Genomic DNA, 16,396 nt, shown 5'->3' with positions numbered 1-16,396 from the left:
TCACAACACACCTGCACTCAAACCCTTCAATATAACTGCAACCGCTTACAGATCTGCCGCCTGACAGTCCTTATGAAGATATAACTGAAAGGAGAAGTGAATATGGGAAAAGGGAAAATCATGGATTCATTTAAAGAAGCCGCGGAGCTGATCAATGACGGTGACACTCTTATTGCAGGGGGCTTCGGTCTTTGCGGCATCCCCGAGCAGTTAATTCTCGCCATCAGAGACCGGGGGACAAAAAACCTGACTGTCGTCAGTAATAACTGCGGCGTTGACGACTGGGGGCTTGCGAACCGTCAGATTAAAAAGATGATCGCTTCCTATGTCGGAGAAAACAAAACTTTTGAACGGCAATTTTTAAACGGAGATCTGGAAGTTGAGCTGGTTCCCCAAGGTACGCTCGCCGAACGGATTCGCGCGGGAGGAGCGGGTATCCCGGCGTTTTATACCCCGGCCGGCGCGGGGACCTCAGTCGCTGAAGGAAAAGAGCAGAAAACATTTGACGGACGGACCTGCCTTTTGGAAAGAGGCATTAAAGGACACGCCAGCATTGTAAAAGCGTGGAAAGCTGATCCGCTCGGCAATTTGATTTTCAGAAAAACGGCAAGAAATTTTAATCCGCTCGCCGCTATGGCAGGCAGGGTAACCATTGCCGAGGCAGAGGAAATCGTCGAGGCAGGTGAGCTTGACCCGGATCACATTCATACGCCGGGTATTTTTGTCCAGCATGTGCTCAAAAGCACGAATCTCGAAAAAAGGATCGAACGCCGCACCGTCCGGGAAGCATGAAGAAAGGAGCTGATCAAATGAAAGATGGCAGAAAACGAATGATCGCACGGGCAGTAAAAGAAATTAAGGACGGAATGAATGTGAATTTGGGAATCGGCATGCCGACGCTTGTCGCAAATGAAATACCGGAAGATTATAACGTGCTGCTTCAGTCGGAGAACGGCTTGCTCGGAATCGGCCCTTATCCTCTTGCGGGAGCGGAGGACCCGGATCTCATTAACGCCGGCAAAGAAACCATCACCGAAGTTAAAGGAGCCTCTTATTTTGACAGTGCCGAATCGTTTGCTATGATTCGCGGGGGCCATATAGATGTCGCCATCCTCGGCGGCATGGAAGTATCCGAAAAAGGGGACTTGGCCAACTGGATGATACCCGGAAAAATGATCAAAGGAATGGGCGGGGCTATGGACTTGGTTCACGGAGCAAAACGGATCGTTGTCATTATGGAGCACGTAAATAAATTCGGTGAATCTAAGGTGAAATCGGAATGCACTCTGCCTCTGACCGGCAGACAAGTCGTCCATCGGCTGATAACAGATTTGGCGGTGTTCGAATTTCACCAAGGCCGCATGATGCTGACAGAATTGCAGGAAGGTGCGTCATTAGAGGAAGTCATTGAGAAAACAGAAGGCCGTTTCACTGTCAGTGAAGCATTAACGTCCGGGCGGAAATAAGGAGGCATTTTCATGGACCCATTGCTGAAAGACAAAGCGGCTGTAGTGACAGGAGCAGCCAGAGGAATCGGATTTGAAATCGCTCAAGAATTCACCCGTGAAGGAGCCGCCGTAATCATAGCGGATGTCAATGAACAGGCGGGAAAAGAAGCCGCAGCAAAACTCAGTGAAGAAGGCGCTCATGCCAAAAGCATCACGTGTGATGTAACCGATGAAAAGCAAACGGCTGATATGATTCAAAAAGCCGTGACAGAATTCGGGCGACTCGATATTCTCGTGAATAACGCGGGCATTCAGCATATCGCCCCCATTGAGGCATTTCCCGCGGAACAATTTGAACGGCTCATCCGTGTCATGCTGACCGCGCCATTTATCGCCATGAAACATGCATTTCCCGTCATGAAAAAACAGCAATTCGGACGAATCATAAATATGGCGTCTGTCAACGGGCTCATCGGTTTTTACGGAAAAGCCGCATATAACAGCGCCAAGCATGGCGTCATCGGCTTAACGAAAGTCGGCGCACTTGAAGGCGCGGCTGACGGCATCACCGTCAATGCCCTCTGTCCTGGGTATGTTGACACACAGCTCGTCCACAATCAGCTGAAGGACATTTCTGACACAAGAAATGTGCCGTATGAACGTGTTCTGGAGGACGTCATCTTTCCGCTCGTTCCCCAAAAACGGCTGCTCTCAGTGAAGGAAATCGCTGATTACGCCGTGTTTTTGGCCAGCGACAAAGCAAAAGGCGTCACCGGTCAGGCCGTCGTCATGGACGGAGGATATACCGCTCAATAGTTCGTTTGAAAAAACAGCCGCACTGAACGGCTGTTTTTTTGTGCCTTAAAATAAACATATTGAAATCTTCCGAATGGTGCTTGATATCGCCAGCGGCCGCAAACAAACATGGGCGGATCATTGGGGGCTTCACAATGATTTATGTCTGTTCAACCCCGCTCCCGTGACCTGATTTTCAGTTTGGCTGAAGAGACGAATACCGACGCGATGAAAAAACGGAATTTATGATAAAGCGGTTTCGTGAGAAACAAGATGACAACATATGACGGTTTTCACAAGGAATTTACGAAATAACGATAAGCAGAAGAAATAGCCGGAATTCAATAGATTGATAAGTTCCGCGTCATGATTCCATATGAGCCTCCAGCAAGACTCAACCAAAAACATTTTGCTTCTACCGATAAATTCCTCTTATGATGAAGCAGCTCGTATTCAGCTGTGTGATGGGCCGATTTACTGCGGCAATCGGTATCCGGGCAGGTCATCCATATATTCTGCATCGCGTTTTATCTTTACAGATTTTCCTCATCCAGATCCATTCCTTGCGCATCAAAGCGCATCAGTTTACAATCCTTCACAGATATACAAATGAATGTTTACAATAAACATAAAATATGTAATTTCTGACACAATTATGCCAATAGACCTAAAAAATAAGCAGCATCAAGGGCGTGCACTAAGTGAAGAAGAGTCGGTAACCGGCTTCCATTCCGGCTCTTATCACCTCTTTTTAAGACTGTTTTTTCAGTGTCAGCCCCAACTTATATTTTATGAATAATTGTAACCGGTTCGTTTGTAAAATCGAACAATAACTCCTCCGAAAGTATTCTATACACCTTTGTTATAATCATGCTAGGATGTTAGATAAAGGGATATATTGTATGATATTGGATCTCGATGCGATCGGAGGGAACTCATGAACAATCTTGCCTTTTTATTTCCTGGACAAGGGTCTCAATTTGTAGGAATGGGCAAACATTTTTGGAATGAATTTGCGCTTGCAAAGAGATTATTTGAAGAAGCGAGCGATGCGATCTCCTTGGATATAAAAAAGCTGTGCTTTAACGGTGATATGAATGAATTGACAAAGACAATGAATGCGCAGCCCGCTATTTTAACAGTCAGTGTGATTGCTTTTCAAGTGTATATGCAGGAAATAGGGGTTAAACCGCGCTTTCTTGCAGGTCATAGCTTAGGAGAATACTCAGCGCTCGTCTGTAGCGGGGCCCTTTCTTTTCATGATGCCGTTACACTTGTAAGGCGGCGGGGTATTCTTATGCAAAATGCGGATCCTCAGCAGCAGGGGACAATGGCCGCCGTGACGCATCTCTCTCTCCAAACATTACAAGAAATATGTTCGAAAGTGTCGACGGAAGACTTTCCGGCAGGTGTAGCCTGTATGAATTCAGATCAGCAGCATGTGATTTCCGGACACCGGCAAGCTGTGGAACGTGTCATCAGGATGGCTGAGGAAAAGGGAGCTGAATACACTTATTTGAATGTCAGTGCGCCTTTTCACAGTCTGATGATACGATCGGCATCCGAACAATTCCAGACCGTACTACACCAGTATTCCTTTCGGGATGCCGCATGGCCGATTATTTCGAATGTCACCGCACGGCCTTACAGCACCGGCAATTCGGTCAACGAACATCTCAAGCAGCACATGACGATGCCGGTAAGATGGGCGGAATCAATGCATTACTTGCTTTTACACGGAGTCACGGAAGTTATCGAAATGGGCCCGAAGAATGTTTTAGGCAGTCTGCTGAAAAAAATAACGAATCATATTGCTCCTTACCCTTTAGGACAGACATCTGATGTTCACCGGCTGTCGAATTCAGGGGAAAGAAATAAAAATATTGTCCATTTACGCAAAAAACAACTGAATAAATTGATGATTCAATCCGTCATTTCGCGAAATTACAACAAAGATTCATTGGCTTATTCCAACATGACGACGCGATTATTTACGCAAATCCAAGAGCTGAAAAAGAGAATGGAAAGAAATGAAGATGAGCTTTCAGAACAAGAGCTCGAACATTCAATCCATTTGTGCAAATTAATTTGCGAGGCTAAACAGCTTCCGGCTCAGGAACAATTACGGATTTTAAAATAAAGCGCCCAGGAGGGGACCTATGTATACCAGTCAATTCCAAACCTTAGTCGATGTCATTCGGGAAAGAAGCAATATTTCTGATCGCGGAATCCGTTTTATCGAATCCGATAAAAACGAGACAGTTGTCTCTTATCGCCAATTGTTTGAAGAGGCGCAAGGGTTTCTTGGCTATTTACAGCATATCGGCATTCAGCCGAAGCAGGAAATTGTATTTCAAATCCAGGAAAACAAATCATTTGTCGTTGCTTTTTGGGCTTGTTTATTAGGAGGAATGATCCCGGTTCCGGTCAGTATCGGAGAAGATGATGACCATAAGCTGAAGGTCTGGCGGATTTGGAATATATTAAATCATCCGTTTCTGATTGCCTCTGAAAAAGTATTGGACAAAATAAAGAAATACGCTGCAGAACACGATTTACAGGATTTCCATCATCAATTAAACGAGAAATCTGACATTATTCAAGATCAAACCTACGATTACCCCGCTTCGTTTTATGAACCTGATGCGGATGAACTGGCTTTTATCCAATTTTCTTCAGGATCGACAGGAGATCCAAAAGGAGTCATGTTAACGCATCATAACTTAATACATAATACGTGCGCCATTCGAAATGCTCTGTCCATTGACTCAAAAGACTCTTTCTTATCTTGGATGCCCTTAACGCATGATATGGGGCTCATCGCCTGCCACCTAGTTCCCTTCATAGTCGGAATCAATCAAAATCTAATGCCTACAGAATTATTTATTCGCAGACCTATTCTTTGGATGAAAAAAGCTCATGAACATAAAGCCAGTATTCTATCCTCTCCTAATTTCGGATACAACTACTTCCTTAAATTTTTGAAAAACGAACCAGACTGGGATTTATCCCACATCAGAGTCATCGCAAACGGTGCAGAACCGATATTGCCGGAGCTCTGTGACGAATTTTTAACAAGATGCGCAGCATTCAATATGAAAAGATCGGCCATTTTGAATGTTTACGGTTTAGCGGAAGCTTCGGTCGGCGCAGCGTTCTCTAAAACAGGAGAAGAATTCGTTCCCGTTTATCTGCATCGCGACTATTTAAACCTCGGTGAAAGAGCTGTAAAAGTCAGCAAAGAGGATCAAAATTGCGCTTCATTCGTCGAAGTGGGACAGCCTATTGACTATTGTCAGATTCGAATCTCCGACGGAGAAAATGAAAGAATAGAAGACGGAATCATCGGCCATATCCAGATCAAAGGAGACAACGTGACTCAAGGGTATTATAACAACCCCGAAAGTACGGACAGAGCGCTGACTTCTGACGGCTGGATAAAAACGGGAGACCTCGGATTCATTAGTGAAAGTGGCAACTTAGTCGTAACCGGAAGAGAAAAGGACATTATTTTCGTGAACGGAAAAAATATCTACCCTCACGATATTGAACGGGTTGCGATTGAAATGGAAGAGGTTGACTTAGGAAGGGTTGCCGCCTGCGGTGTATATGATCAAAATACGCGAAGCGGAGAAATCGTGCTCTTTGTTGTTTTCAAAAAATCACCTGAAAAATTTGCGCCGCTTGTCAAAGAGATTAAAAAGCATTTGTACCAGCGGGGCGGCTGGAGCATAAAAGAAGTCCTTCCGATCCGCAAGCTTCCAAAAACAACCAGCGGAAAAGTGAAGCGATATGAACTGGCCAGACAGTACGAAGCAGGGGAATTCTCGGTAGAGTCTGCCGCCATCAATGAATTTTTAGAGGGCAGCCCGGAAAAATCAGGACAGACTCCGATTCATGAGATAGAAACGGAATTGCTGTCTATCTTTTCCGAAGTACTGGCCGGGAAAAAGGTTCACCTTACTGATAGTTATTTTGATATGGGCGCAAATTCTTTACAGTTATCGCAGATTGCCGAGCGCATAGAACAGAAATTCGGACGCGAGCTTGCCGTTTCCGACCTCTTTACGTATCCTTCTATCACTGATTTAGCGGCATATCTGTCTGAAGGCCGTGCTGAAATCAAGCCTGATGTGACAGCGGAGCCAAACCATGTTTCTCCGAAAGATATCGCCATTATCGGGATGTCGCTCAATGTTCCGGGAGCATCGACTAAAAGTGATTTTTGGAATCTCCTTGAAAAAGGGGAGCACAGCATTCGAGAATACCCTGTATCTCGGATGAAAGATGCGGCGGATTATGTAAAGGCCATCCAAAGTGATTTCAATGAGAATCAGTTTGTGAAGGGCGGCTATTTAGATGAAATCGACCGATTTGATTATTCGTTCTTCGGGTTAGCTCCTAAAACGGCTCAGTTTATGGACCCTAATCAAAGACTGTTTTTACAGTCTGCATGGCATGCGATTGAAGATGCGGGCTATGCCGGCGACAGTATGAACGGGAGTCAGGTCGGGGTATATGCAGGGTATTCGAAGGTGGGCTACGATTATGAACGCCTCCTTTCTGCGAGTTACCCGGAGGAACTTCATCAATATATTGTAGGCAATCTTCCTTCCGTGTTAGCCAGCCGAATCGCTTATTTCTTAAATTTAAAAGGGCCGGCGGTCACAGTGGATACGGCCTGCTCTTCATCGCTTGCCGCCGTTCATATGGCATGCAAATCTATCATTTCCGGCGAATGTGAAATGGCTATTGCCGGAGGTGTCCGAACATCGCTCCTGCCGATCTGTATCGGGCTTGATATGGAATCTTCGGACGGGTACACCAAAACGTTCAGCAAAGATTCAGACGGCACGGGCACAGGAGAAGGGGCGGCTGCAGTCCTGTTAAAACCTTTGCAGGATGCGGTTCGCGACGGAGACCATATTTACGGTGTGATCAAGGGAAGCGCGATGAATCAAGACGGAACAACTGCCGGCATTACCGCCCCGAATCCGGCAGCTCAGACTGAGGTCATTGAGACGGCTTGGAAAGACGCGGGTGTTGCTCCTGAAACGCTGTCTTTCATCGAAGCGCACGGCACCGGGACCAAACTCGGCGATCCGGTTGAATTTAACGGACTTTGTAAAGCGTTTGAAAAGCATACGTCAAAAAAACAATTTTGTGCGATTGGTTCTGTTAAATCAAACATCGGTCATTTGTTTGAAGCGGCAGGCATCGTGGGGCTGATCAAATCTGTCCTCATGCTGAATCATAAGAAAAACCCGCCGTTAGCGCACTTTAATGAACCTAATCCGCTCATTCACTTTCACTCTTCACCTTTTTATGTAAATCAGGAAGCTGCGGAGTTCACACCTGGTGACGGGCCTCTGCGGGGCGGAATCAGCTCGTTTGGTTTTAGCGGAACGAATGCGCATGTGGTGTTGGAGGAATATACTGCCCAAAATGAGTATGCTCCCGAGGACGAAAATGAGCCGCACCTATTTGTTTTGTCTGCTCAAACAGAAAATTCACTCTATGAGCTCGTACAACAGTACCGGCAATATGTATCGAATGACAGCCAAGCCTCATTGAAGTCCATTTGCTATACAGCCAGTACGGGCAGGGCTCATTTGGATCATAGGATTGCCATGATTGTATCAAGTAAACAAGAGTTATCTGATAAGCTGACCTGTCTGGTTCAGGGAGACAGAAATATCCCCGGAGCATACGTTGGTTATCAGAATATGAAGGAAATGCTGCCTGCTCATAAAGAAGAGCTGAATAAACAAACCGCTGATCTGATCAAGCGGAGTACACATACACAGGATGAACGAAACACACGGCTGAATCGCGCCGCCGAATTATTTGTGAAAGGAGCCGTTATAGATTGGCGCGCGTTTTATTCCGGGGAAACCGTACAAAAAACGCCATTGCCTTTGTATCCGTTTGAACGGAATCGCTGTTGGGCTGAAGCTGCCCCTTTGAGCGTAAACGAGGGAGAAGAGAGAGGAGAAGCAGTATTGAATATCAATCAATCGAAGGCGCATATTGAATCCTTCCTGAAAACTGTAATCAGTAATGCTTCGGGGATCAGAGCGGATGAAATCGATCTGAATGCCCATTTTATCGGACTCGGAATGGATTCCATCATGCTGTCACAGGTCAAAAAGGCCATTGCGGACGAATTTGGGGAAGACATCCCGATGGATCGTTTTTTTGATACGATGAACAACCTTCAAAGTGTCATAGATTACTTGGCTGAGACCGCTCCAACATCCTTTGCATCCGCTCCGCCTCAAGAAAATGTTCCGGCGCGAGAAAAACCGGTCATTTCAGAAGCACAGCCTGAGTCGGAGCACAGAGAAGACCGCCAAGAGCATATGCTCGAAAAAATAATCGCTTCTCAGAATCAATTAATTCAGGATACCTTACAGGCTCAATTAAATAGCTTTAATTTACTGAGAACCAGCGGGCATCATTCCGATGTGAAAGAATACTCTAAAGCGCAAAAAAAATCAATTTCTTCAGTCGAGCAGGGGCCTCCTGCTGCTGCCGGAGAAAAGAAATTGACTCAAGAAGCGAAACCCTATGTTCCTTTTCAGCCTCAGAGCCTGCATGAACAGGGACACTATACCGCACAGCAAAGACAATATTTAGAAGATTTCATCAGGAAATACGCAGACAAAACGAAAGGTTCCAAACAATATACGGACAAAACACGATTTGCTCATGCAAACAACCGTAATCTGTCCAGCTTCCGTTCATATTGGAAGGAAATCGTGTACCCGATTATTGCCGAACGTTCTGACGGTTCCAAGATGTGGGATATTGACGGAAACGAATATATCGATATCACCATGGGATTCGGAGTTAATCTTTTCGGACATCATCCATCGTTTATTACACAGGTGATCGATGATTCAACCCGCTCATCCTTGCCACCGCTCGGACCGATGTCGGATGTCGCCGGGGAAGTTGCCGACCGAATCCGCACATGCACTGGCGTAGAAAGGGTCGCTTTCTATAATTCCGGAACAGAGGCCGTCATGGTTGCCCTACGTTTGGCAAGGGCGGCAACAGGAAGAAAGAAAGTTGTGGCGTTCTCGGGCTCTTATCACGGGACGTTTGACGGCGTATTGGGAGTTGCGAGCACAAAAGGCGGGGCTGCGTCTGCGAATCCGCTGGCTCCGGGCATACTGCAGAGCTTTATGGATGATTTGATTATTTTGCATTACAACAATCCAGATTCGCTGGACGTGATTCGCAGTCTCGGGGATGAATTGGCCGCCGTACTGGTGGAACCGGTACAAAGCCGCAGACCGGATTTGCAGCCGAAAGCATTTCTGAAAGAACTGCGGGCGATTACACAGCAATCCGGGACGGCTCTGATTATGGATGAAATTATTACGGGATTTCGGATCGGTCTCGGCGGCGCGCAGGAATGGTTTGGCATTCAAGCCGATTTAGTGACCTACGGAAAAATCATCGGAGGCGGACAGCCGTTAGGGATTGTTGCCGGAAAAGCTGAGTTCATGAATGCGATCGATGGGGGAACCTGGCAGTATGGGGATGATTCCTATCCGCAAGACGAGGCGAAACGCACCTTTGTGGCCGGCACCTTCAATACTCACCCGCTTACCATGAGAATGTCATTAGCCGTGCTTCGCCATTTACAAACCGAGGGAGAACACCTGTATGAGCAGTTAAATCAAAAAACAGCCTATCTGGTCGATCAGCTAAATCGCTGCTTTGAACAATCAGAAGTGCCTATCCGCATGGTTCGATTCGGTTCTTTATTCCGGTTTGTTTCATCGCTTGATAACGACTTGTTCTTTTACCACCTCAATCCTAAAGGGATCTATGTATGGGAAGGACGCAACTGCTTCTTGTCCACGGCGCATACCGCGGATGATATTGAAAACATCATTCAAGCCGTTAAAGACACGGTGAAGGATCTTCGCCGAGGCGGATTTATTCCGGGTGGCCCGGATTCCCCTGATGACGGAGGCCATAACAAAACCGGAATACACGAGCTTTCACCTGAACAAAAACAATTGGTTCTGGCATCACATTATGGGAATGAAGCTTCTGCAGCCTTAAACCAGTCCATTATGCTGAAAGTGAAGGGGAAACTGCAGCATACGCCCTTAAAACAAGCAGTCCGGCATATCGTCGGCCGCCACGAGGCTTTACGTACGGTGATCCATGTTGATGACGAAGTACAGCAAGTGCAGGAGCGGATAAATGTAGAAATTCCTGTCATTGATTTTACCGGTTACCCGGAAGAGCAACGGGAGCCGGAAATTCAGAAATGGCTGCAAGAAGATGCCAAGCGGCCGTTTCATTTCCAAGAACAAAAACCCTTGTTTAGAATCCATGTGCTTACATCGGGCCAAGACGAACATCTGATTGTGCTTACATTCCATCATATCATTGCCGACGGATGGTCAATTGCTGTCTTTGTTCAAGAGCTGGAGAGCAGCTATGCGGCAATGGCAGAAGGAAAACCGATTCCTCCGAAAGCGGCCGCTGCTTCATTTCGCCAATATTTAGACTGGCAGCAGGCCCAGATTGACAGCGGCCATTATGATGAAGGAGTCCGTTATTGGCGTCACCATTTCTCTGAACCGATACAGCAGGCAGTCCTGCCGAGCATCGCTTCTGCCCGTTTTCCGAACGGGTATGAGGGTGACCGGTTCACCGTCAGGCTTGGGCGGCCTTTAAGCGAGGCTTTAAAGTCATTAAGCATTCGGAGGAAAAATAGCGTATTTGTGACGATGCTGGGGGCATTTCATCTTTTTCTGCACCAGCTTACCAAACAGTCCGGTCTTGTGATCGGAATTCCTACAGCCGGTCAATCGCATATGAAACAGCATGATCTGATTGGAAATTGCGTCAATATGATTCCGGTAAAGACCACATCTTCTTCAGAAAGCACCTTATCCGGTTATCTTGGCAGTATGAAAGAAAGCGTGAACCATGCAATGCTTCATCAGGCCGTTCCAATGACACTGATAGCCAGAGAACTTCCGCACGATCAAGTGCCGGAAATGCGTATTATTTTTAATTTGGACAGGCCTTTTCGAAAGCTTCATTTCGGAAAGGCGGAAGCCGAGCTCGTTGCTTACCCTATGAAATGCATTTCATATGATCTATTTCTTAATGCTACGGATGTGGGCCAAGAATATGTTCTTGATTTCGACTTTAATACGAATGTCATCAGTCCGGAGATCATGAAAAAGTGGGGAGCAGGCTTTACGAAATTACTGCAAAAAATGGTTGAGGGGGATTCAGTCCCTCTTGACGCCCTGACGATGTTTTCCGATGAAGAACAGCATGATTTACAACAACTGTATGCCGACCATCAAAATCGGATCTCTTCAATAGTCAGCAATACGGCAAACTTCGCTGACGCCTACGAGGCGCCGGCAAATGAAACGGAGCGGCAGCTGGCGCAGATTTGGGAGGAACTTTTCGGCCTTGACCGGGTTGGCAGATCAGATCGCTTCCTGGCATTGGGAGGAAACTCACTCCAAGCGACGCTTATGCTTTCCAAAGTTCAGAAGACATTTCATCAAAAGGTTTCCATCGGACAATTTTTCAATCACCAGACTGTTAAGGAATTAGCAAGTTTCATTCAGAATGAAAAGAAAGTCATGCACCTCCCGATGAAGGCGGCTGAGAAAAAAGCGCATTACCCGACATCACCGGCGCAGCAAAGAGTATATTTCCTTCACCAAATGGAACCGGATCAGCTGGCTCAGAATATGTTCGGCCAAATATCAATTATAGGGCAATACGATGAGCAAGCCCTGATTTCTTCTCTTCAGCAAGTCATGCAGCGGCATGAAGCGTTTCGCACGTATTTTGACATTTCAGATGGCGAAATTGTCCAGAAACTTGAAAACGAAATTGATATTAACATTCATGTCCGGACAATGAGTCTGGACGAATTTGATGCCTATGCAGACCGGTTTGTAAAACCGTTCCGCTTGGAGCAAGCTCCTTTGGTCCGTGCGGAGCTGATCAAAATTGATAACGGGCAGGCCGAGCTGCTCATCGATATGCACCATATCATTTCGGACGGTTATTCCATCAACATACTTACAAATGAATTGCTGGCTTTATATCATCAGAAACCATTACCGGACATTGAATTTGAATATAAAGATTTCGCAGAATGGCAGAACCAATGGCTGAATGAGGATGCCATGAAGCAGCAGGAGACATACTGGCTTGAACAATTCCAAGAAGAAATCCCGGTTCTTCAACTGCCGACAGACGGTTCAAAAGCGGCGGAACGGTCTTCCGACGGGCAGCGCGTAACGTGCTCCTTACAGCCGGATGTAATCCGTTCGCTGCAAGATCTGGCGCAAAAGGCGGGAACGACGCTTTATACGGTGCTTCTGGCCGCCTACAAAGTGCTGCTTCATAAATATACAGGACAAGAAGATATTGTCGTAGGCACGCCTGCTTCAGGAAGAAATCATCCGGATGTCGAAAATATCATCGGGATTTTCATTCAAACCATCGGAATCCGGACGAAGCCGCTCGCTAATAGAAAGTTTACGGATTATCTGGAAGAAGTAAAGCGGCAGACGCTTGACGCTTTCGAAAACCAAGACTATCCATTCGACCGGCTGGTGGAAAAATTAAATGTACAACGGGAAACAACAGGCAAATCACTGTTTAACACAATGTTTGTGTTTCAAAATATTGAATTTCATGAAATCCGGCACGATGAATGTACATTTAAGGTGAAAGAACGAAATCCAGGGGTCTCTTTATATGATTTGATGCTGACGGTTGAAGATGCCGGGCAACAGATTGAGATGCACTTTGATTTTAAACCGGGACAGTTTGAAAAAGACACCATTGAACAGATCACAAGACACTATGTCAGTATTTTAAAGAGCCTTGTGAAGCAGCCGGAGATGACGTTGTCTTCCGTTCCTATGCTGTCTGAAACCGAACGGTATCAATTGCTGACGGAGTTTAATGACACAAAGACTCCGTATCCGCATAACGAAACGGTATCCCGGTGGTTTGAAAACCAGGCAAACCTGCGGCCTGATCATGAAGCCGTTATTTTCGGCAATGAGCGGTATACGTACAGACAGCTCAATGAACGGGCAAACCAATTGGCGCGGACGTTACGGACAATAGGCATACAAGCGGATCAATTCGTTGCCATCATCTCTCCGCATTGTATCGAGCTGATTGTTGGAATTTTGGCTGTTCTGAAATCCGGCTGCGCATACGTGCCCATTGATCCTGAATATCCGGAGGACCGGATCCATTATATGCTGAGTGACTCAAAAGCGGAGATTGTGTTGACACACCGCAGCCTGCAAGTTCAGTTACCGTATGATGGTGACGTTGTGCTTCTGGATGAGGAAAACTCTTATCATGCAGACCGCTCAAATCTTGAATTGTTCAGCGATGCGCATGATTTAGCGTACATGATCTATACGTCGGGTTCGACCGGCAATCCGAAAGGTGTACTCATTGAGCACCAGGGGATGGCCAATTATATTTGGTGGGCGAAAGAAGTTTATGTGCGGGGAGAGAAAACCAACTTCCCATTATACTCTTCCATCTCTTTTGACCTGACGGTGACTTCGATATTTACACCGCTGGTGACGGGAAATACCATCATCGTCTATGACGGAGAAGATAAAAGCGCTGTTCTTTCTGCGATTATGCAAGACTCAAGAATAGACATGATCAAATTGACCCCGGCACATTTGCACGTCATCAAGGAGATGAATATAGCAAGTCACACCACAATACGGAAAATGATTGTAGGCGGAGAAAATTTTAGCACCCGTCTGGCCAAAAGTGTCAGCAAGCAGTTTAAAGGACGGCTGGACATATTCAATGAGTACGGTCCGACGGAAACTGTCGTCGGATGTATGATTTACCGTTACGACGCAAAACGGGACAAGCAGGAATTTGTACCGATCGGCACTGCGGCTGCCAACACGGACATTTATGTGGCTGATGCAAGCAGAAATCTGGTTCCAATCGGGGTAATCGGTGAAATGTATATCAGCGGACCCGGTGTTGCCAGAGGGTATTGGAATCGCCCGGATTTAACGGCAGAAAAATTTGTTGAAAACCCGTTTATCCCGGGAGCGAAGATGTACAAATCAGGGGACTTGGCTAAGCGATTGAGGGATGGAAATCTTGTATATGTGGGCCGCATCGATGAACAAGTCAAAATCAGGGGACACCGAATCGAACTTGGCGAGATCGAAGCAGCGATGCATAACGTGGAAACGGTGCAAAAAGCCGCGGTTACAGCCAGAGAAGCAGAAGACGGCTTAAAACAATTGTGCGCGTATTACGTAAGCGACAAACCTATAGCGGCTGCGCAGCTTAGGGAACAATTGTCATCGGAGCTCCCGGACTATATGGTTCCGTCCTATTTTGTCCGTCTTGAGCATATGCCGTTAACGTCCAACGGGAAAATAAACCGTAAAGCACTGCCTGCACCCGAAGCAAGTCTGCAGCAGACAGCTGAATATGTTCCGCCGGGCAATGAGGTCGAGTCCAAACTGACAGATTTGTGGCAGGAAGTGCTCGGAATAAGCCGTGCGGGGATCAAACATAATTTCTTTGATCTCGGAGGAAATTCCATTCGTGCAGCGGCCTTAGCCGCACGAATTCATAAAGAGTTGGATGTGAACCTGACGTTAAAAGACATATTCAAGTTTCCTACCATTGAACAATTGGCTGACAAAGCGTTACACATGGGCAAAAATCAATATGTACCGATCCCGGCCGCAAAGGAAATGCCCTATTATCCGGTTTCTTCAGCTCAAAGGCGCATGTATTTGTTAAGTCACACAGAAGGCGGCGAGCTGACTTACAATATGACGGGTGCCATGAGTGTGGAAGGGACGATCGATCCCGACCGGTTAAACGCCGCTTTTCAAAAATTAATCGAACGTCATGAAGCTTTGCGGACAAGCTTCGAATTATACAAAGGCGAACCGGCACAGCGTATTCATCAGAGCGTCGAATTTACAATAGAACGAATTCAAGCTAGCGAAGAAGAAGCGAAAGACCGTGTGATTGATTTCATCCAAGCGTTTGATTTAGCCAAGCCGCCGCTGATGCGGGCCGGTCTGATTGAAGTTGAACCTGCGCGGCATGTGCTTGTGGTTGATATGCATCATATCATTTCTGACGGGGTGTCCGAGAATATTCTGATGAAGGATTTAAGCCTGCTTTACGCGGGGAACGAACCGGAGCCGCTTTCTGTTCAATATAAAGACTATGCGGTTTGGCAGCAATCTGACATTCAGAAACGGAATATCGAGAGCCAGGAAGCGTATTGGCTGGATCAGTTTCGTGATGACATTCCTGTACTGGAAATGCCTGCGGATTACGAGAGACCTGATATACGCGATTACGAAGGAGAATCCTTTGAATTTGTTATACCGGAACACTTGAAACAGCGTTTAAGCCAACTTGAAGAAAACACAGGAGCAACACTGTATATGATTTTATTGGCAGCCTATACGATTCTTTTATCCAAATACAGCGGACAAGAGGATATTGTCGTAGGAACGCCATCTGCCGGGCGGACTCATTTGGATGTAGAGTCAGTCGTGGGAATGTTCGTCAATACGTTAGTCATTCGCAATCACCCGGCGGGCCGTAAAACATTTGATGCCTACTTAAACGAAGTAAAGGAAAACATGCTGAATGCCTATAAAAATCAAGACTATCCGTTGGAAGAATTGATTCAGCACTTGCATTTCCCAAAAGATTCAAGCCGCAATCCTTTGTTCGATACGATGTTTGTGCTGCAAAATCTCGATCAGGCTGAATTGACATTCGATTCCCTTCAGCTCAAGCCGTATCAATTTCATCATCCGGTTGCCAAATTCGATCTGACCTTGTCGATTCAGGCGGACCAGGACAACTATCACGGTCTGTTTGAATATTCTAAAAAGCTGTTTAAAAAAAGCAGAATCGAGGCTTTATCAAACGACTACTTACACATCCTATCAGCGATTCTAGAACAACCGAACATAACAATCGAATATATCGGGTTGAGCGGCGGCGATGAGGAAGAAGAGAACATGCTGGATTCTATTCAATTGAACTTTTAGGAAAAGCATTTATTTAGTTCCTTAAATTATACAAAACGAGGTGCT

General features: G+C 46.2%; 5 protein-coding genes and 1 pseudogene. All 6 read left to right on the top strand.

Going from position 1 to position 16,396, the window contains the following annotated elements; genetic code table 11:
- Positions 1-102: 102 nt before the first annotated feature.
- The 6 genes and pseudogenes from MHH91_RS09660 to MHH91_RS09635 all read left to right on the top strand — a co-directional run bounded on the left by MHH91_RS09660 (position 103) and on the right by MHH91_RS09635 (position 16,351).
- Complete coding sequence (locus MHH91_RS09660) at positions 103-792, top strand: CoA transferase subunit A (RefSeq protein ID WP_340977671.1); 690 nt, start codon at positions 103-105, stop codon at positions 790-792.
- Positions 793-809: 17 nt separating this feature from the next.
- Positions 810-1,466 (top strand): 3-oxoacid CoA-transferase subunit B, encoded by a 657-nt coding sequence (locus MHH91_RS09655; protein WP_014471877.1) that lies wholly within the window; start codon positions 810-812, stop codon positions 1,464-1,466.
- Positions 1,467-1,478: 12 nt separating this feature from the next.
- Positions 1,479-2,264, top strand: a complete 786-nt coding sequence (locus MHH91_RS09650; RefSeq protein ID WP_014471876.1) for a 3-hydroxybutyrate dehydrogenase — start codon at positions 1,479-1,481, stop codon at positions 2,262-2,264.
- A gap of 61 nt (positions 2,265-2,325) precedes the next feature.
- Positions 2,326-2,436, top strand: a pseudogene (locus MHH91_RS09645) (hypothetical protein); the annotation flags it as partial.
- 744 nt (positions 2,437-3,180) lie between these two features.
- Entirely contained in the window at positions 3,181-4,383 is a 1,203-nt protein-coding gene (fabD, locus tag MHH91_RS09640; protein ID WP_014470342.1) for an ACP S-malonyltransferase, read from the top strand.
- A gap of 19 nt (positions 4,384-4,402) precedes the next feature.
- Positions 4,403-16,351: a non-ribosomal peptide synthetase/type I polyketide synthase gene (locus tag MHH91_RS09635; protein WP_013352450.1), complete on the top strand. Its 11,949-nt coding sequence runs from the start codon at positions 4,403-4,405 to the stop codon at positions 16,349-16,351.
- Positions 16,352-16,396 lie beyond the last annotated feature (45 nt).

Origin of the sequence: Bacillus sp. FSL K6-2819, from assembly GCF_038008305.1 — a bacterium.
Taxonomy (GTDB): Bacteria; Bacillota; Bacilli; order Bacillales; family Bacillaceae; genus Bacillus; species Bacillus amyloliquefaciens.
Note: the sequence above shows the minus strand (reverse complement) of the source record. Positions and strands in the feature narration are given on the sequence as shown.